A 19,236-nucleotide genomic window follows, 5' to 3' on the forward strand; every position below is an offset into this window, starting at 1 on the left:
AAAAAGCACAATGACTAAATAGACCAGCGACTTATTGCAGTGGGTCAATTTTCTCAACGGCACCCGCACGAAACATTCTGGCTAACATGACTAGCGGAATATAAGCAATTATCACGCCCATGACGCCATCCAATCCAAGCAAGGCAACACACAATGCAATGGGCAGCAGCCAGACCACGTTCACCAAACCAACCGCCAAGGTTACCGGTAAATGACGACCGTACTTTCGAGAAGCATACTGGTAGGCATGACTGCGGTGGGCTTCATAGACTTTATCTCCGCGAACAAGGCGCCGGATCAGTGTAAAGGTGGCATCCACTATAAACACCCCCATCAGAATCACCCAAACCCAAATAAGCGAAGGAGAAGCCCAGGCCGCTTGCAAGGAAAAAATGCCCAGTGTCACGCCGAGAAAACCACTGCCGGCATCCCCCATGAAAATCTTCGCCGGCGGGAAATTCCAATACAAAAAGCCAGCGACCGCGAATGACAATAGCAAGGGCGCCCAGGCCAGAGCGCCGAGCCCCATCAACGCGTAGATCAACGCGGCACTCAAGCAAACAAAAATAGCCTCAAGACTGGCGAGTCCGTCGATTCCATCCATGAAGTTGTACAGGTTAAGCATCCAGACCAAGTAGAGCATCGCCAGCACGATGCCAACCCAGCCCATATCAAATGTGGTGCCCATGACCGAGAGAGGGGGTGCTCCTCTCATCCAGAAAAGTGCCCAAACGGCGGCACTGAAATGCCCAAGCAGCCGCCATCGTGCTGCGATATGACCGTGATCATCGAGGAACCCCAGTACTGCGATGCCCGCGCCGGCACCTAACAGCCCCCAGGTGAACGGCCAAGATAAAAGCGAAGATATCGCAAGAACAGGTAATAAGAACAAGAAGCTCACCACGATCGCCACACCGCCGCCACGAGGTGTGGGAACCGTGTGGGAACTGCGCGCGTTGGGTACATCTATCAGGCTTTTAGCAAGTGCGTATCGTCGTAGAGCACTTGTCAGCAGCAGCGAAATGCCGCCAGTCACAATAAAAAAAAGCCAAATCATCACTCGATACTCCAAACGCTTTACGAACCGACGATGCGGTTATTGAACTCTTCCCCAGCCCTGATCATTGCTGCCTCAGCTGCCATGGGCGGCGTCCAGCCAAGCAGCTGTCTGGCTTTGGAAGTGTCGATTTGCAGGGATCCGCACAATTGGGTATAGACCCCCTGCTTCCCCAATAGCTTCGCAGACATGTTCAGCAACGACATTGGAAATGGGACCAAGGCCGCTTTTCGGCCCATGCCCTGGGCCAAAAGCCTGATCATTTGCCCCGTGGAAAAATCAACACCATCTGACGTTAGAAAAATCTGATTGGCCGCAGCAGGGTGATTTATACAAAGGGAGATGAAATCAACAAGATTTTCCAAGGCAATCATGCTTCTGCTGTTATTAACGCGACCAAAAGGCAAAGGGATACCTGAATGGACTAGCTTGAGTAGCCGGCGAAAGTTTCCGGGTGCATGGGCGGCATACACCAAGGGAGGCCGAATGATCACCACGTCCATCTCAGTAGTCTGGGCGAGCTGTAATAGCCCTACTTCCGCCTCCTGTTTGGAGATCGCGTAATCTGCGTTAGGCGCAGGCTCGGAGGACTCGGAGAAAGGAAGATCGACGGTATAGGCCCCATTCACGCCAATTGAGCTGATAAAGATAAAACGCTTTACACCCTGAGCGGCGGCCTGAGTGGCCAGGTTCAGCGTCGCCCGCGCATTGGCCTCTCGGAATAGCTCGAGGGCATTCGCTTCCTGTGTCAGAACGTGAGCCCGCCCTGCCATATGAATCACACAGCCAACGCCCCCCAGCGCGGGTTGCCAGTTCGTTTGCGCGCCAAATTCGCCAAGATTGAACATCTGACAACCACGCTCAATCCTCACATGTTCAGAACGGGAGGCAATAGCCACAGTATGACTCACCTGCTTTTGCAAATGAGCCAAGAGCGCCGAACCGACAAACCCAGTCGCACCGGTGAGCAAGACCTTATTCACAGGCATCACTTAAAAAAGTAGCTGGCAACTTTGAAAGGGATCTTCAAGGCAACCATAAAAATATTGGTATAGATCCCGTTTTCTTTGCAGGCTCTGACGATTTCCATATTTTGATGAACTTTCCACCAAAATCCTGTGGTGCTGATTCCACCCTGTCGCATCTTGACCATGTTCGCGTCATGCCTTGAGAGCTTGACCCCCTGAGTAATGAAGCGCGTCATCAGCTCAAAGTCAGCCGAAACACGATAGCCCAACTTATAGTATCCAAACCGCTCGAAGAGACTGCGACGAGCATAAAAAGTCGGGTGCGGAATCATGAATCCAAAACGGATTTTCCAGGCAGAGAATCCAGACGAGGAGTACTTACGAGTCACAACATCAGTGTTATCTCGTTGGACAAACACCAAGTTTGCATAGGACGCGTCGCACGCAGGATTGGCCTGCAAGAACTTGACCAACGCCTCAATGGTGGACGTGCTGGAGAACACATCATCTGAGTTCAGAATACCTACATAGTCTCCCGTCGCAAGCTTGATCCCCTTGTTCATGGCATCATAAATGCCCTTATCAGGCTCGCTGAGGACAGTCGATATACGCCCTTCATATTCAGAAACAATGGACAGTGTCGAGTCTTTGGATGCCCCGTCGATAACGATGTACTCAATATCCTGGTAGGTCTGGGAGAGCACCGATTCCAAGGTGTCGCGAATGGTCGAAGCGCTGTTATAGCAAACGGTAACGATCGAAATTTTCAAAATATCAACCTTTTAACCGACCATAAATATCTTCAAAACGAACAATATCGTCCTCTCCCAGGTATGATCCTGATTGTACCTCGATCAATTCGAGCGGAATCATTCCAGGGTTTTCCAACGCGTGTATCTGACCAATAGGGATATAAGTCGATTGGTTTTCAGTGACCAAATAGGTTTTTTCACCGTTGGTAACGCGCGCCGTTCCGCTCACGACAATCCAGTGTTCGGCACGATGGTGATGCATCTGCACCGAAAGCTTCTCACCAGGCTTAACGGTGATTCGCTTGACCTGATATCGCTCCCCGTTATCAATGGAATCGTATACGCCCCATGGACGATACACTTCACGGTGGTTCGCATACTCTTGACGCTTACAGCCTTTGAGCTGATCGACGATTTTCTTGACGTCTTGCACCTGATCTCTATGAGCAACAAGTACAGCGTCTTTGGTCTCGACAATAATAATGTCTCTTACACCAACAGTCGTTACCAGGCGATGTGTCGCATGGACATAGCTACCGGACGTATTCTCCGAGAGCACATCGCCCTTGAACAAGTTGCCTTCCGAGTTTTTCTCACCCGCCTCCCAGAGCGCTGACCACGAGCCAATATCGCTCCATCCAGCATCCAGAGGCACCATCACGGCATCGGAAGTCTTTTCCATGACGGCATAGTCGATCGAATCATCAGGGCTGGTAACGAATATAGAACTATCAACGCGGGTGAAGTGCATATCCTGCTTGCCGCCAGCCAAAGCCTCCCGGCAAACCGAAACAATCTTCGGCTGAAACCGTTCAAGTTCTTGAAGATAGCGGCTGGCCCGGAACATAAACATCCCACTGTTCCAAAAATAACCACCGTGAGATAAATACTGCTCTGCCGTTTTAAGATCAGGCTTTTCAACGAAGCGATTGACCTTGAAGCCCCCCTCTCCTACTGGCGACCCCATCTGAAGATAACCATAGCCCGTTTCAGGATGCGTCGGAGTAATTGCGAATGTCACCAACTTACCCGCCTCAGCGAGTACCTGCGCCTTGGCAATACTCTGATGAAACGCCCCCACATCCTGAATGAGGTGATCTGCCGCCAACACCAACAGGATAGGGTCTTCCTGCTCGGTCAACGCTTGCAATGCTGCCAATGCAATCGCGGGAGCGGTATTTCGTCCGACCGGCTCAAGAATAATGTTGGCGTCTTCCAGGCCTAACTGCCGAAGCTGTTCCGCCGCAAGAAAACGGTGATTTTCATTGCAGATGAGAAGAGGAACCGCATGCTCCAGCCCGTCAAGACGTTCGATGGTGGCCTGCAACATGGTCATGTCCGCATCCACCAAAGGCAAGAACTGCTTGGGGTTCAACTGACGAGACAAAGGCCAAAGACGGGTGCCTGAGCCGCCCGCCATGATTACCGGCAGAAACATTAATTCATCCTTTGATTCTTACTTGATCAACGCAACGAAATACCCGCAGAAGGGGCCATGCACGATGCAGTGACATCTATTATTTAGCAATACGTGGCGCTCATCATACGCCTGCCGATGGGGCACTGGCATCGCTAAAATATCCCGGGGCCACGCCACATTTGGCAAGCAAGAAATGTCAGGAAACGACGCTGGCTCTGTTAGCAAGCGCCATCACAACATTATCAGCCTCGTGCATCCAGGCGGTTTGTGACAAACCACTGATAGGCGTCCCTCAGTCCATCTTCAAGACCAATACTCGCCTGCCACCCCATAGATCTGAGGCGAGACACATCCATCAGCTTGCGTGGCGTGCCGTCCGGCTTAGAGGTATCAAACGACAAGACCCCTTTAAAACCTGTAACTTTGACAATAGTTTCTGCCAATTCACGAATCGTGCAGTCAATACCGGTACCCACATTGATATGGGAAAGCATTGGCTGAGTATTGGCACGATAGGCTTCGCCCTCAAGCTCCATGACATAGACGCTGGCTGCGGCCATATCGTCAACATGCAAAAACTCTCGCATGGGCTTACCACTTCCCCAAATCGCTACTTCTTCCACTGCGTTTTCGACCGCATCATGAAAACGGCGCAACAACGCGGGAATAACATGACTGTTATCCGGATGATAGTTGTCGTGTGGACCGTACAAATTGGTTGGCATCACACTACGATAGTCGCGACCGTGCTGGCGATTGTAACTTTCACATAACTTTATCCCGGCGATCTTCGCGATCGCATAGGGTTCATTAGTCGATTCGAGCGTTCCTGTCAGCAGCGCCTGTTCAGTCATTGGCTGCTCGGCCAGCTTCGGATAAATGCAAGAAGAACCCAAGAACAACAACTTCTGCACACCAGCACGATGGGCGGTTTCGATGACGTTCGCCTGAATCATCAAGTTGTCGTAGATAAAATCTGCAGGATAGGTGTTGTTGGCATGAATGCCCCCAACACGCGCCGCAGCCAAATACACCTGATCGACCTTGTGCGTAGTGAAATACTCCCGAACCGCACTTTGGTCGAGCAGATCCACATCCTCACGACCGAGCGTCAGAATATTGTTATAGCCCAATGCGGACAGGCGTCGCACGATGGCCGAACCGACCATGCCTCGATACCCAACTACCAAAACCGCTTCGTTCAAATCACGAGCCACCGATCAGTTCTCCGTTGCAACAGGAACCTCATGCCCGTGCTGCTTGAGCAAGGCGTGACGCTGAGCTATTTTTAAGTCTTCACGCACCATCTCGGCACACATTTCCTGAACGGTAATTTCTGGCGTCCAACCCAGCTTGGTCTTGGCTTTGCTCGGATCCCCCAGCAAAGTTTCGACTTCGGCAGGGCGGAAGTAGCGAGGGTCAACACGAACCACCACATCACCAACATTCAACGCAGGCGCCTTGTCACCTTCGATCCCTGCAACGATAGCAACCTCATCAACACCTGCACCTTCAAAGCGCAACTCGATGCCCAGTTCGGCAGCCGACCAACGCACGAATTCGCGTACGGAGTATTGGACCCCCGTAGCAATCACGAAATCTTCAGGTTGATCCTGCTGCAGCATCATCCACTGCATGCGTACGTAGTCTTTGGCATGGCCCCAGTCACGCAGCGCATCCATGTTGCCCAAGAAAACGCACGTCTCAAGGCCTTGAGAGATATTTGCCAAAGCACGAGTAATCTTCCGGGTTACGAATGTTTCGCCACGACGCGGAGACTCGTGGTTGAACAGAATGCCGTTACACGCATACATGCCATAGGCTTCACGGTAGTTGACCGTGATCCAGTAGGCGTACATTTTTGCTACCGCATAAGGTGAGCGAGGATAGAAAGGCGTGGTCTCTTTTTGGGGAATTTCCTGCACCAAGCCATACAGCTCGGAGGTCGATGCTTGATAAAACTTGGTTTTCTTTTCCAGCCCCAACAGACGGATGGCTTCCAAGATACGCAAGGTGCCCATGGCATCAACATCAGCGGTGTATTCAGGCGATTCGAAGCTCACAGCAACGTGTGACTGTGCGCCAAGGTTATAAACTTCGTCCGGCTGCACTTCCTGAATGATTCGAGTGAGGTTGGAAGAGTCAGTGAGATCGCCGTAGTGCAGGACGAACTTCTGATTATCGACATGCGGGTCCTGGTAGATGTGGTCCACGCGCTGGGTGTTGAAGGACGAGGCACGGCGCTTGATACCATGGACTTCGTAGCCTTTTTCAAGCAAGAATTCAGCCAAGTAAGAGCCGTCTTGCCCAGTAATACCCGTGATTAATGCCTTCTTCATAAAAACCCTTATCTATTTTCTCAAAATGATTCTAATACATCTTTTCAGAAATGGAAGACTCTCGTAGATCAGCGCCACAGCCAAACCAAAATGCTGTCGACGAATATCAAAAATCTGACGATCCCGCTCATAAACACGTTGCGCACTGACACCTACAGCATCGAAAAAAACATACCCGCTGGACGAGAGCTTTATTATTTTATTATCATAGCCGTGCTCTAAAAAATATTTATAGTCGGCACAGATATCGTAAGAACAATCGTACTCGATAGCTTTAGCTTCAAATATAATTCCTTGATGACAGTTGGAAATTCCCGTACGTGGATTTTCTATAGGCCGATTACGAAATCTGCCTAAAATATCAATATACTTCACAGGAAGGAACGCAGGAGCTGTACGAAACGTACTCAGCACATCGCCAACAAAGTAGTCACCCGCATTCAAAAACAATAATCCTGATCCTGTAGCAGCTTGAATGCCTTTGTTCATGGCATCGTAAATCCCTTTATCTGGTTCCGAAACCCAATAGTCGATTCCGCTTGAAGCTTCAGCAATAGCGTCGGCAGTGCCATCCCTAGAGCCGCCATCGATTACAATATATTCAATATTAGGATAAAAACTTCGTTGCTCCGCAACGCTATTAGCCGTCTTGATAAAGCCCGCGCGATCATTATAAACCACTGTTATAATGCTTAACTTCACCATCATCCAACTTCCTCAAAACGAACCTGTACACGCTCATGATTATCAGCAGCAAACGCAATCACAAACAAATAGTAAGCATACTGAAAGTTCAGCAAAGAACCCATCGTAAGGAGCGCCAAAAAAATGATCAAACTTGACAAGTTCTTTTGTTCAAGCGTAAGACTATGAGCATTACAAAAAAACCAAAAGACTAACGGAAGCAATAAAAATAACGACCCCAGCACTCCATTAGCATATATGTAAGTTGAAAAAAAATCGATCCCGCGCATCGGCCCTTCAAAATCACCACTGATTAACTGAGCGCTAGAAACAAATCCGTACCCGAAAAGCAACCCGAATACACTAGAAGAAAAACCAAAAAAAAGATTATAGAAAGAACTCAGTCGCACCCACAAACTTCCAAATGAATTGGCCTCGACTATCAGATTTAACAAGACAGGCGCAAAAATCAACAACATCAAAATACCAGCCACCATAAACTTCAAAAGCTTAAACCCTAACCTAGTGACTAGATAGCTAACTACCAAAAGCAACAAAAACACATATCCGACTTTCGCACCAGCTAAAAAAACAAAACTTAAATTAATCCACCTCAACCATTTAGACACACCTAAAATAGAGAATGCCAAATGCGTTATCATCAGATAGATAACAAAAGGTGCAGACTCTATAAACAAACCTGTCACACGATACAGGAACGGAAAGAGTTCAACGACTGGAATAGTATACGAAAGGTCATGCGTGTTTTCATGCATTAAAACCCAACTTTGACTACCACCTAGCATCAAAACCAGACCTTGATATAATGCGTAAATAATATTAAACCACCAAAAACAAATTACAAAAAGGCGAAATAGATGTGGATTTTTTCTGACAACGCCTACACCTAGAAGAATATAAATAAAACTTAAGATATAGCTAAAATCTATTATTGCAAACGGCCTAATCTCCGCCACTATTAAACAGTAAAAAAAATGAACTACGGAACAACATAAAAGCAACAAATCATTTTTTTTAATTTTTGAGAAAAAAGCGAGCAAAGGAAGTGCCAAGTACCTAACAGGAACATTTCCAAGTCCAAAATTAAAGGCCAAAGCTGGAAAGCTCGACAAAAGATAAAAAATCAAATACATACCCCACCCTTAATTAACAGCACAATTTAGACAAAAAATCTCCTGAGAACCTTACGAACGAAAAGCTGAATCATATGAATTCGAGAAAAAGAAAAGTTTTTATTACTGACATAAAAATCAGATATATCGTGCACTCCATACTCCTTAGAACCAGGATATCGAAGCAAGTGCAAGTATAGGCCGGCATTAAGTTTACGTATCAAGTCCGGCCTGACAGCTTCGACAAAATACGCACGCGACAAATTGTAATGAAGTGGCAGCTTGCAGTTTTTTGAAGCGATACTTATAGAACCTTCATGAGCTCTAAAAAAAGATAAAACATCAGAAACAAAGGCAAATTTTGGGTACTTGTTTGACACTAATAAAAACAACAGAAGATCGTTACCAATCGCATGCATCGAAAAATCACTGCCGACTGAATTTTCAATTTGCAGCAATAGGTTATCTCGCAAGTCCTGGAGCCTGAACAGTGCACAGCCAGGTGATACTGGATACCCCGCCCCCCTTATATCTCCCTCTATAAAGCTTTCCGTACTATATACACCACTGGCCCCAATTGAGTGGTGCAACTTTCCCTGGTTAGGATTTGAACTGAAAACCCTGGTTGCGGTAAAGACGAAACCCACATCCTCATCTTTGAGGAAGGGCAAGGTAGCCTCTAAAAAGTTAGGTGAAATAAGATCATCAGACCACAAAATTTTACCATACTTACCCTTTGCCTCTTGCAGGCACCTCAGCCAGTTTCGAACTGGCCCAAGATTAGTCGCATTACGGAAAACTCTCAATCTGCTATCCGTTTTTGCCAGATCAGAAATCAACTCCCACGTACCATCAGCGCTACAATTATCGACAACTACAATTTCTATATTCTGATAAGTTTGAGAAAGTGCAGAACTCAATGTCTCAACAATTATATCTCTTCGATTATAGACTGGTACCAAAACACTCACCAAATCTGTAAAATCTTTCATTCCAAATCCTTAAAATTACGCAGATACAAGTCCGAATCAAAAAAAAACACAAAGTAAAACTCAAAGTGACTCTGCTTTTTTCCTAAAAGCCTAAATACCTGCAGAGGTTAATAGATTCAACGTCGCGACAAAGACCACACTGCAATATAAAAGCCGGCATCAAACCCTGACATCAACGCAAATACCTTTATAAATAACTGAGCTAGCGATATGAGTGCACTCCGTTGCACCGCCCCACCAATAAAGCTGTATTCAAGCCAATCCAAAAATCAACCAACATAAACATTATGGTAACTTGAACTGCATATCTAAGATCCTCTTCAGTGACCAGCGCTGCATTGAAGATACGTTGCTATGAAACAGAGCATAAAAATAACAACCAAATCACAACAGCGATGACAGCAATCAGACTATAGGCGAACGAAATATAGTTACGAGCTTCGCCTGAAGTATTTTTAGCCAACGGCTCCGCAGCTTTATTGCGAAGTCCGTTACCTATACCTAAATCAAAAAACCATCCAAGCATAATAGTCAGTAATGTTGACCAGATACCAAATTGAGCCCCCCCCCAAGTAAGGAATCATAAGAGGGATTGCCAAAAGTCAGGCAACTACTGCAACACTTTTATATACCCCCCCTTGATCTGTCTTAGGTAATTACGAGTTCGCTCAAAACTCATATTCTCGAGCATTACTGCTGGCTCACCCAACTCACCATACGCGTTACACCATCTCTTGCGGAGACCTGCGGCCTCCAACCCAAAAGATCGTTAGCCTTAGCAATATCAGCCACAAACACTCGCTGGTCGCTCTCACGAACGGGGAGATGGGTATAACTCAACTCGATATCGTTGATTTCATTCAGTAGCGAAAATAGTTCAAGTAGCGAAAGGCTATTGGAAAATCCTCCACCCACATTAAATGCTTGCCCTCTAGCCACTTTAATGTTACTCACTGCGCTCATATAGAGGGTTTTCATATCGTCAGCATGCAGCACGTCACGAACTTGCTTTCCATTCCCTGAAATCGTAAACGGACTGTCTAATTTTCTATTCTTCGTTTCAATGGCTTTTTGACAAAACCACCCCACCCAACCTTGATCATATGTAGCAAACTGACGACCGCCATACATAGATGAATGGCGAAAGACTACGGTATTTAAACCAAAGATACGCGCATAATCCAGCATATATTGATCGGCGGCACCTTTAGAGCAGCCATATGGAGAATGAAAGTCGAGCTGGGTAGTTTCATTGAAGCCGTTCAATCTATCGACACACTCATAACGAGTGGCCGTCTCGCGATAGCTATATTGTTCTAGATCGCCATAAACCTTGTTAGTGGAAGAATATACGACCGTGGCATCCGGGACATACAGACGTACTGCTTCCAGCAAATTGTGCGTCCCAATGACATTCACTTCAAAATCCATACGAGGGTTCGCGATGGATGTAGTCATTGCGACCTGTCCAGCAAGATGAAAAATTACATCAGGCTTATAATATTGAACAATACGAGTAATATCATTTTGATTGCGTATATCGCCATGCTCAAATATAAATCTCCCTTGGCTCTGCAGCCAAGACAGGTTTTCCCTTGAGCCACTACGATATAAGCTATCAAAAATGATAACCTCATCACCACGCTGAATGGCATCAGATGCCAAATTACTACCTAAAAAGCCACACCCCCCCGTAATGAGCAACTTCATCGCAAAAGATCCTTATTGACCGTTATTTTTATGCCCTCCACCAGCGAAGTAGCAGGTACCCAACCGAACGAACGCATACGACTAATATCCGCCTCAAACAACATCGCTTCATTAGTACGATATGGAACAGTACCGAATTCCAATAGTGTTTTAGAGGCTGTCAGCGAGTGCACCAGCTCTACAAACTCTCTGACGGGTACCGACACACCAGAGCCAACCTCAATATCTTCAAAATCAGCCATATGTTTACCATGCGAAAGAATTGCATCATAGGCACTTACGACATCTTCTATAAAAACAAAATCTCTTTTTTGAACACCCGATGTCAACTTTAAACTTTCTACATTTTTCAAGCAAGAACTTATAACATAAGCAGTAAACTTACTCTTATCATCACCCGGCCCATACATATGCTGCAAAGAAATATTTATAAATTTCAAACCCGAGTTCGCCTGCTTAACCTGCAATGCCCCCAAAGCACTAAAACTTTGTTTTGACATTGCATAAATACCGACAGCAGGATCAAGTATTGTCCCTGTATTGACAAAGACAACCTCCTTATCGAGAAGTCTAACGCCTTCCAACAGCAGTAGCCCGAGACGCACATTCACGTCAAATACTTCGACAGGTGACTCACCTGCACGACCATACGAACACGCCGTATGAACGATATAATCCGGGGCAACCCTTGCAATTGCACCAATCACATCATCATCACTACTACAATAGATTAATTGGATATCATCCAAAATATCTTGAATTCGGGCAGTATTAGTTGTCGACCGTACTAGTGCGGAAACCTGATGACCACTATTCACCCAATGACGTGCAAGTGAGCTACCCAAAAATCCGGTGGCACCTGTCAGCAATATATTTTTCATATTTAAAAGTTAATACCGAAGAACTCTTCCATCTTCTCTCCGATGTACTCAAACTGCTCCGCCCCCAAGCCAGGATAGATCCCCAACCAGAACGTCTGATTCATCGTGCGATCCGTATTTGTCAGCTCGCCAACGACGCGATACTCGAGTCCCTGGAAGTAAGGTTGACGCGTCAGGTTGCCTGCGAACAACAGCCGTGAACCGATATTGTTCTGGTCCAGAAACTTTAATAGGTCAACGCGCTGGACGCCCGAACTCTCTTTCAGTGTAATCGGGAAACCAAACCACGATGGCTCACTGTTTGGCGTTGGTTCGGCGATTTCCAAAAAGTCGGACAAGCTGCTCAATCGCTCTTTCAGCAGCACATAGTTGCGCTTGCGAGTATCAATAAACTCCTGAGCCCGATCAAGTTGCGCGAGACCGCAGGCTGCTTGCATGTCGGTAATCTTGAGGTTGTACCCCAAGTGCGCGTAGACGTATTTATGGTCGTAGCCAGCCGGCAGGCTGCCAAACTGTTGGCCAAAGCGATCGCCACAGGTGTTGTCACAACCTGGCGCGCAGTAGCAGTCACGGCCCCAGTCGCGGAAGGACTCGGCAATGACTTTCAACTGAGAGCTGTTAGTGAATACTGCGCCGCCCTCGCCCATCGTGATGTGGTGAGCCGGGTAAAAACTCAGTGTACAGATATCACCGAACGTACCAACCAACTTACCGTCGTAAGTAGCACCCAGCGCGTCACAACAGTCCTCAATTAGCCATAGATTATGCTTTTCGCAGATGGCTTTGACAGCACCCAAATCGAACGGATTGCCCAACGTATGGGCGAGCATGATGGCTTTGGTCTTAGGCGTAATTGCAGCTTCGATCAGGTTTACATCAATGTTGTGTGTCTTCATGTCAACATCGACAAACACTGGGATAGCACCGAACTGCACAATCGGATTAACCGTAGTTGGGAAACCTGCAGCCACTCCAATAACCTCGTCACCCTTCTTGATTGCTCGCTCCCCCAGCTTGGGCGATGTCAGCGTGCTAAAGGCGACCAGATTGGCAGAAGAGCCCGAGTTGACCGACAGTGCAAATTTTACCCCCAAAAACTCAGCCAGTTTGCGCTCAAACTCTGCATTGAAACGCCCTGTTGTCAACCAACCGTCCAAGGACGCCTCAACCATCAATTGCAGCTCATGGGCCCCAATAACTTTGCCCGAAGGCGGAATAACACTTTCGCCAGCAACGAAAGGTTTTGTCGCCAGGGCGACTTGAGCGTACTGCTCAACGAGCTTGCTGATTTCCTGGCGAAGCATATTGGGTGTCATAGGGTTTCCTGCTTAAAAAATATAAGTTACTTGCCGCATGAAGACATAGCGGCCATATAGGCATTGATTTCTGAGAGGCAAAGAGCGCGTACATCACTTCCATTGAGCCAAGCTTTATGCCACGTCACAATGTAGGCCAACGTTGTATCTAACGACCATGTGGGCGACCAATGGAGATATGCTCGAGCTTTTGACACATCAAGTTTTAAATAACGAGCTTCGTGAGGCTGGGGATTTTGGTCCAAAGCCCAGCTTGCTCCCTCGCCCCAGGTGTTCACCATGCGGTCTAGAATCCAGTCGACAGGACGAGCATCTTCGTCTCTGGGGCCGAAATTCCAGCCCTGCGCGACATCTTGACCACGTGCCCACAGATTCTCAGCCAATACCAAATAGCCACTTAGCGGCTCAAGCACATGCTGCCATGGCCGGGTTGCCTGCGGATTGCGAATAACCACCGGTTGCTGCTTTTCAAAGGCGGTGAGTATATCTGGAATCAAGCGATCTTCGGCCCAATCGCCGCCACCAATCACATTCCCTGCACGCGCCGATGCAAGGGCCACAGGTTGGTCTTTGCCAAAAAAGGAGTTGCGGTACGCCGAAGTCACCAACTCCATACAGCCTTTGCTGTTGCTGTACGGATCATGCCCGCCCATGGGCTCATCTTCTCGATAACCCCATTCCCACTCGCGATTTTCGTAACATTTATCCGTAGTCACGTTAACGATTGCACGCAAGCCAGCACATTGGCGTGCAGCTTCCAACACATGCACAGTACCCATCACGTTCGTTGCATAGGTTTCAACCGGCTGTTTATACGAGAGCCGGACCAATGGCTGTGCAGCCATATGGATAAGAATGTCTGGACCATAGTCGATCATGCTGCGAGTAATCGCCTGCAGGTCTCTTATGTCGCCAATCTGCGACTGCATGCCTTCACCGACACGCGCCTCGTCAAAAAGGGCAGGTGTCGTGGGCGGCATGAGGGCGTAGCCCTTCACATCGGCACCCATACTTTGCAGCCATAGCGATAGCCAACTCCCCTTGAAGCCGGTATGACCAGTTAAAAATACCTTTTTCCCGTTCCAGAAGTCAGGTGTGACAGTGGCTTTCATCTTCACTCCCAAGTTTTCCAGGGCGCCTTGCCCGCCGCCCAGAGTTCTTCAAGATGATGCTTGTCGCGCAGGGTGTCCATCGGCTGCCAGAACCCCTGATGCTCAAAAGCCATTAGCCGGTTCTCGGCAGCCAGATTCATCAAAGGCTCCTGCTCCCACACACTGCTGTCGTCACCGATGTAATCCAACACTTCTGGGTTCAAGACAAAAAAGCCGCCATTGATCATAGCGCCGTCGCCCTTCGGCTTTTCTTTAAAGTTCAGCACCTGCCCTTGGCGAATATCCAAGGCCCCAAAGCGCCCTGGTGGATACGTCGCTGTGAGTGTCGCCGCCTTGCCGTGCTGCTTATGGAACGCAATGGACGCACTGATATCGATATCGCCGACGCCATCGCCATAGGTGAAGCAGAACGACTCCTCATCCTTCACATATTCGGCAACCCGACGAAGGCGTCCGCCAGTCATTGAATCGTCGCCAGTGTCGACCAGAGTCACGCTCCAGGCTTCAGCGCGCTTGTCATGCACCTGCATTGTGTTGTCACGCATGTTGAACGTAACGTCCGACATATGAAGGAAGTAATTAGCGAAATACTCTTTGATTACATAACCTTTGTAGCCACAGCAGATAATAAAATCGTTGATACCGTGAGCAGAGTACATCTTCATGATGTGCCACAAAATTGGCTTACCACCAATCTCGACCATCGGTTTAGGCCGGGTGCTGGTTTCTTCACTCAAGCGTGTGCCCAATCCGCCAGCCAAAATCACAGCTTTCATCTTTTATCCTTAATTAATTCGAGCTCACAAAAGCATCGGAGTAGAAATTTTTGTGCGGAAGGCCAAGCGTCACAAGTTTTTCTTTGGCCGAGTGAATCATGAATTCAGAGCCGCAGGCATACACCACAGCATCAGCCAAGTCGACGCCATCCTGCCAAAGCACATCCTGCACATAACCGGTACGCCCTTTCCAGTCGCTGCCAGGACGTGACAACACTGGCACGAACGTAATTGCTAGTGAACCAAGCTCAGGGGCCCAATAGATATCTTGGGCGTGACGACCGCCCCAATAGACCCACACCTTTTTACCTGCTACCAACTCAGGAGCGGCTTTCAACTGTTCGAGAATCGCTTTGACTGGAGCGATCCCCGTGCCGGTCGCCAGGAATACGAAGTTGGTCGGCGAGGTACTGCGCAGTGCAAATGTGCCTTGAGGGCCCTCAAGTCGGAGCAGGTCGTTATTGGCAATCTCTTCGAACCAATACTCGCTCATGACCCCCCCTTCGACCTGGCGGATCTGAAGCTCCAGTCGCCCATCCTGCCGAGGTGCATTAGCAATGGAATAGCTTCTTCTCACGCCATTTTTGCCGATGACATCCACATACTGCCCTGGCAGGTAGTGCAGCGGGTCTTTGGGCGGTAATCTCAGGATCACTTCAACCACGTCATCAGCCAACATCTTGAATGAGTCCACTCGGCAAGGGAGCGTTTTACTCTTGATGTTCGCAAATTGCCCCAAATCCTCAATACTCAAGCGAACATCACTCAGGGCAGTGCGACAACATGTCAAAATGTAACCAGAGGCAACCTCTTCAGCAGACAATACTGACTCATCGTGATGAATGACCTCAGTTCGACCGACCACTTGGGCTCTACAGACCCCGCATCGACCAGAACGACAACTGTATTCGAGGACTACCCCATGCTTTTTCGCGCTATCTAGAAGCGTTACGCCCGGCTCGCAGGAAAATTTTTTTTCGTTAGATAAGGTTACGATTGACATAGCGGTCACAATTTGTTTTCTGAAAAATTCAAAAGATACTAAAAATAAAGGTTAAGCCGCCTGTCGGCGCCCGGCGTTCAACTTAAGGCCTAAGCACATCCGAAATAAGTGCCATCTTGCCCCTTTCAAACCTCACCCAACACAAAATGCTGCCATGTAAAGCTACGCTCCCAGCATAGGTGAACGGCTAAATCCCCCTACCAACAAAGCGCTCAAGACTCAGAGCTCACACACGATTTAAACGTGTGAGCCACCCTCCAGAACTAGGAGCATCTCTGATGCGAAATTCAACGCACAGGTGATACATGTGGCTATTAGTAGAAGGATTATATGGCCATTAGAAGCTTTCAGTAACCTTTGTATGCCCCCACACACCCACGACATAGTGGCCTAATGGCATACAAGCCACCCCATGGACGACCAGCGCTTTCACCTGGAGTTGAAAGCAGCACTCGATGAACTTGGCGTACGAATTAGCTCGGACGATTTCCGCAAAGCAATTGTAGTTTGCCTGAAAGATCTCCGGGCTGGCGATGTGAAGGCATTTGAAAACGAGTCAAAAAGTTCGAGCAGCGCGGCGAGGATATCACAGGCTACCTGTTCGGCCTCAAGCCTTATTGATTTGATCACCCGGTGCCAACTGGGGGCAAGCCCTTTTGAGCCCCCATGTCAAGGTTGGATATTCCCACAGTAGTCACCCTCCCCAGCTTCCTGCCGAAGAACACCACTCCGGCCCGCCGCGTATCATTTTCGATAAAATCCCCCTACACTCCAAAATCTGTGCTACGTAGCAATCAAGAAAAGCGAAAACGAATTCATGATGCAAGTCAGCGGCAAGGAACGGTCGAGCAATTACATCTCTCAGGTCAAGAAATCCGTCATATACAAAGCAGCAGCTGTAGCCGCCTCATTTATATCCGTGCCGATTATGCTGCGCTATCTCGGGAATGAAGGGTATGGCATCTGGTCGACACTGCTAACGCTGATGTCCTGGGTCGTATTCTTCGATCTGGGGATCGGTAACGGGTTGCGCAACAAGCTCGCTGAGTCAATCGCCACCAATACACCAGACAAGGCTAGAGCCTATATCTCGTCCTGCTATTCGTGGATAGGCGTCATATCCGGGACATTGTGCATAACGCTGATCATCGCTTCGGGCTTTGTCCCATGGCAAAAGGTGTTCAACACCACGCTCCTCGACGACTCGTATCTGAGTACCGTGGTGGGCACCTCTATCTTCTTCGTGCTAACCAACTTCTGGATCAGTCTGGTTAACCAGATACTTGGGTCAATTCAAAAAAGCTCACTGATAGTTCTCGGCCAGCTCATATCTAACGCCGGCGGGCTGCTGGCCGTGTACATTCTATACCTGACGACGTCGCCATCCCTGCTCTATATGACGATCAGCTATGGTCTATCGCTCTGCGCCGGGAACATCGCACTCAGCGTCTTCCATTTCAGTCAGCACAAAGAGTCACGGCCAAGCCTACTACTTAGCCTGAGCGTCATCCGCCCACTTTTAACGGTTGGCCTGCAGTTCTTCGGGATCCAGCTGGCCGCCCTCGCCTTCTTCGCCACCGATAAGATCATCATTACCCAAGTGTTTGGCCCAGAGAGCGTTGCGTCATACGACGTAGTGTTCAAGCTGTTCGCCATCATTACTCTAGCGCATGGCCTAATCCTTGCGCCGCTGTGGTCGGCCTATACGGACGCGTACCACAGATCTGACTTCGAATGGATCAAGGCTGCATTCAAGAGGCAGATCGTTATCTACGGGATAACGTCTATCCTCACGCTCGTCCTCGCAGCCATGGCACCAACGATCATAAACCTATGGACTGGGTCAGCAGTCCATGTGCCGGAATACCTAATCGGCAGCATGGCGCTCTATATCATTGTTGCGACGTGGGTAAACATGTTCGCAATTTTCCTTAATGGCGTTCAAAAAATACGGGTATCATTATTGGCGTCTATTGCGGCGATCACTATAAACATACCGCTAAGCATATACTTGGCAAGACACACAGACTTGGATGTTGCGGCAGTGTCGATAGGAACGACTATCGCACTCCTACCTGGCGTTCTGCTTGGCCCGTACCAAGTTTTAAAAATAATCAACCAAAAGGATCTAGGGATATGGAGCCGTTAGTTAGCATTCTTATACCAACAAATAATCGACCACAACTAGTAGTCAAGGCAATTACCTCGGCGCTGTGCCAGTCCTATAAAAAAATAGAAGTCGTGGTAACTGACAACTCAGAGTCAAACGAAACGCAATTGGCCGTAGGCAAAATACCTGATACGCGCCTGAAGTACATCAAGAACAATACAAACATAGGGCCTGTCATTAACTGGAGGAAGGCGCTTGTAGAGGCAAGCGGTGAGTACTGCATTCTTCTGCCTGATGACGACTACTTCATCAACCCATTCTATGTGGCAGAGGCAGTGGAAATCGCGCAGGAAAACGGCGTCGACCTGGTGATCACAAATTGTCTGCTCGGATACCCAGACCGCACCCTTGTCGCCTCGTCGCACCACGGCGGGCTGATAGATTCAAAGGAATTTATTGAAGGATTCTGGAAGCGATTCTACATCCCGACGATATCCAACCTTTTCAAAAGGTCCACTGCTCTTGAGCTGAAAGCATTTAACTCAAATGACATCTTGTATTCCGACATCGATCTTTGGCTAAAAATAATGAGCACTAGCGATAAAGTGTATTGCTACGACAAGCCATCTATCTACTACCTGTTCCACTCTGCGAATATTGTTACAACAATGTCAACGGAAAGCCTTATCAAAAATTCACGATTCTTGCGGGATGCTGTTGGCAATAGTGCATCTCAAGATACGTTAAACGCTTTGATATGCAGATATATCGCCTTTATAGACAATATCTACAATATCTCGTCGCTCAACGTTACAAAGCGAATTTTCGCAGAAAATAATATTTACACTTCCCTGCATTCGCATCACACCAAAATACTGATGGCACGATACCGGCGAAAGGCTATAGGCACTATCAGAAAATTCCTGCCCGCGTAAAAGCAAAAAAGCGCCCCCCTAATTGTAGGAATATGGCATTTTCAATCG

The 19,236-nt window shown here is 48.1% G+C and carries 17 protein-coding genes; 2 read left to right on the forward strand and 15 right to left on the reverse strand.

Annotation, left to right across the window (positions count from 1 at the left end; genetic code table 11):
• Nucleotides 1–31 precede the first annotated feature (31 nt).
• The 15 genes from BLR63_RS13970 to BLR63_RS14040 all read right to left on the reverse strand — a co-directional run bounded on the left by BLR63_RS13970 (nucleotide 32) and on the right by BLR63_RS14040 (nucleotide 16,143).
• A complete protein-coding gene (locus BLR63_RS13970) occupies nucleotides 32–1,060 on the reverse strand; it encodes an MraY family glycosyltransferase (protein WP_408003387.1) in 1,029 nt (342 codons plus the stop codon).
• Between the two features lie 17 nt (nucleotides 1,061–1,077).
• Complete coding sequence (locus BLR63_RS13975; protein WP_231998171.1) at nucleotides 1,078–2,040, reverse strand: NAD-dependent epimerase/dehydratase family protein; 963 nt, start codon at nucleotides 2,038–2,040, stop codon at nucleotides 1,078–1,080.
• Between the two features lie 5 nt (nucleotides 2,041–2,045).
• Nucleotides 2,046–2,795, reverse strand: a complete 750-nt coding sequence (locus BLR63_RS13980) for a glycosyltransferase family 2 protein (RefSeq protein WP_010566522.1) — start codon at nucleotides 2,793–2,795, stop codon at nucleotides 2,046–2,048.
• Between the two features lie 4 nt (nucleotides 2,796–2,799).
• The gene (locus BLR63_RS13985; RefSeq protein WP_010566521.1) at nucleotides 2,800–4,215 is read right to left on the reverse strand and encodes a mannose-1-phosphate guanylyltransferase/mannose-6-phosphate isomerase; all 1,416 of its coding nucleotides are present in this window, start codon (nucleotides 4,213–4,215) and stop codon (nucleotides 2,800–2,802) included.
• 224 nt (nucleotides 4,216–4,439) lie between these two features.
• Nucleotides 4,440–5,414: a GDP-L-fucose synthase gene (gene fcl / locus BLR63_RS13990; protein WP_010566520.1), complete on the reverse strand. Its 975-nt coding sequence runs from the start codon at nucleotides 5,412–5,414 to the stop codon at nucleotides 4,440–4,442.
• A gap of 3 nt (nucleotides 5,415–5,417) precedes the next feature.
• Nucleotides 5,418–6,536, reverse strand: a complete 1,119-nt coding sequence (gene gmd, locus BLR63_RS13995; protein ID WP_010566519.1) for a GDP-mannose 4,6-dehydratase — start codon at nucleotides 6,534–6,536, stop codon at nucleotides 5,418–5,420.
• Between the two features lie 12 nt (nucleotides 6,537–6,548).
• A complete protein-coding gene (locus BLR63_RS14000) occupies nucleotides 6,549–7,244 on the reverse strand; it encodes a glycosyltransferase (RefSeq protein WP_050901346.1) in 696 nt (231 codons plus the stop codon).
• Nucleotides 7,241–8,374 (reverse strand): hypothetical protein, encoded by a 1,134-nt coding sequence (locus BLR63_RS14005; RefSeq protein ID WP_130926121.1) that lies wholly within the window; start codon nucleotides 8,372–8,374, stop codon nucleotides 7,241–7,243. Before BLR63_RS14005 ends, BLR63_RS14000 begins: the two co-directional genes overlap by 4 nt.
• 26 nt (nucleotides 8,375–8,400) lie before the next feature.
• Nucleotides 8,401–9,345, reverse strand: coding sequence for a glycosyltransferase family 2 protein (locus BLR63_RS14010; protein ID WP_010566516.1), 945 nt, complete (start codon nucleotides 9,343–9,345; stop codon nucleotides 8,401–8,403).
• A gap of 690 nt (nucleotides 9,346–10,035) precedes the next feature.
• Nucleotides 10,036–11,055, reverse strand: a complete 1,020-nt coding sequence (locus tag BLR63_RS14015; RefSeq protein ID WP_010566515.1) for a GDP-mannose 4,6-dehydratase — start codon at nucleotides 11,053–11,055, stop codon at nucleotides 10,036–10,038.
• Nucleotides 11,052–11,936 (reverse strand): NAD-dependent epimerase/dehydratase family protein, encoded by an 885-nt coding sequence (locus BLR63_RS14020; protein ID WP_010566514.1) that lies wholly within the window; start codon nucleotides 11,934–11,936, stop codon nucleotides 11,052–11,054. Before BLR63_RS14020 ends, BLR63_RS14015 begins: the two co-directional genes overlap by 4 nt.
• A gap of 2 nt (nucleotides 11,937–11,938) precedes the next feature.
• A complete protein-coding gene (rfbH, locus tag BLR63_RS14025) occupies nucleotides 11,939–13,252 on the reverse strand; it encodes a lipopolysaccharide biosynthesis protein RfbH (protein WP_010566513.1) in 1,314 nt (437 codons plus the stop codon).
• A 26-nt stretch (nucleotides 13,253–13,278) separates the two neighbouring features.
• Nucleotides 13,279–14,364 (reverse strand): CDP-glucose 4,6-dehydratase, encoded by a 1,086-nt coding sequence (gene rfbG, locus BLR63_RS14030; protein WP_042947266.1) that lies wholly within the window; start codon nucleotides 14,362–14,364, stop codon nucleotides 13,279–13,281.
• A 2-nt stretch (nucleotides 14,365–14,366) separates the two neighbouring features.
• Nucleotides 14,367–15,140: a glucose-1-phosphate cytidylyltransferase gene (gene rfbF, locus BLR63_RS14035; protein ID WP_010566511.1), complete on the reverse strand. Its 774-nt coding sequence runs from the start codon at nucleotides 15,138–15,140 to the stop codon at nucleotides 14,367–14,369.
• A 13-nt stretch (nucleotides 15,141–15,153) separates the two neighbouring features.
• A complete protein-coding gene (locus BLR63_RS14040) occupies nucleotides 15,154–16,143 on the reverse strand; it encodes an FAD-binding oxidoreductase (protein ID WP_042947249.1) in 990 nt (329 codons plus the stop codon).
• An 817-nt stretch (nucleotides 16,144–16,960) separates the two neighbouring features.
• Between BLR63_RS14040 and BLR63_RS14050 the strand changes: the two genes are divergently transcribed.
• Both BLR63_RS14050 and BLR63_RS14055 read left to right on the forward strand, forming a co-directional pair.
• Nucleotides 16,961–18,292: a lipopolysaccharide biosynthesis protein gene (locus BLR63_RS14050; RefSeq protein WP_042947246.1), complete on the forward strand. Its 1,332-nt coding sequence runs from the start codon at nucleotides 16,961–16,963 to the stop codon at nucleotides 18,290–18,292.
• Nucleotides 18,280–19,188 carry a glycosyltransferase family 2 protein gene (locus BLR63_RS14055; protein ID WP_010566508.1) on the forward strand — a complete coding sequence of 303 codons (909 nt, stop codon included), beginning with the start codon at nucleotides 18,280–18,282 and terminating at the stop codon, nucleotides 19,186–19,188. Before BLR63_RS14050 ends, BLR63_RS14055 begins: the two co-directional genes overlap by 13 nt.
• Nucleotides 19,189–19,236: the final 48 nt, after the last annotated feature.

Source organism: Pseudomonas extremaustralis (assembly GCF_900102035.1).
Lineage (GTDB): Bacteria > Pseudomonadota > Gammaproteobacteria > Pseudomonadales > Pseudomonadaceae > Aquipseudomonas > Aquipseudomonas extremaustralis.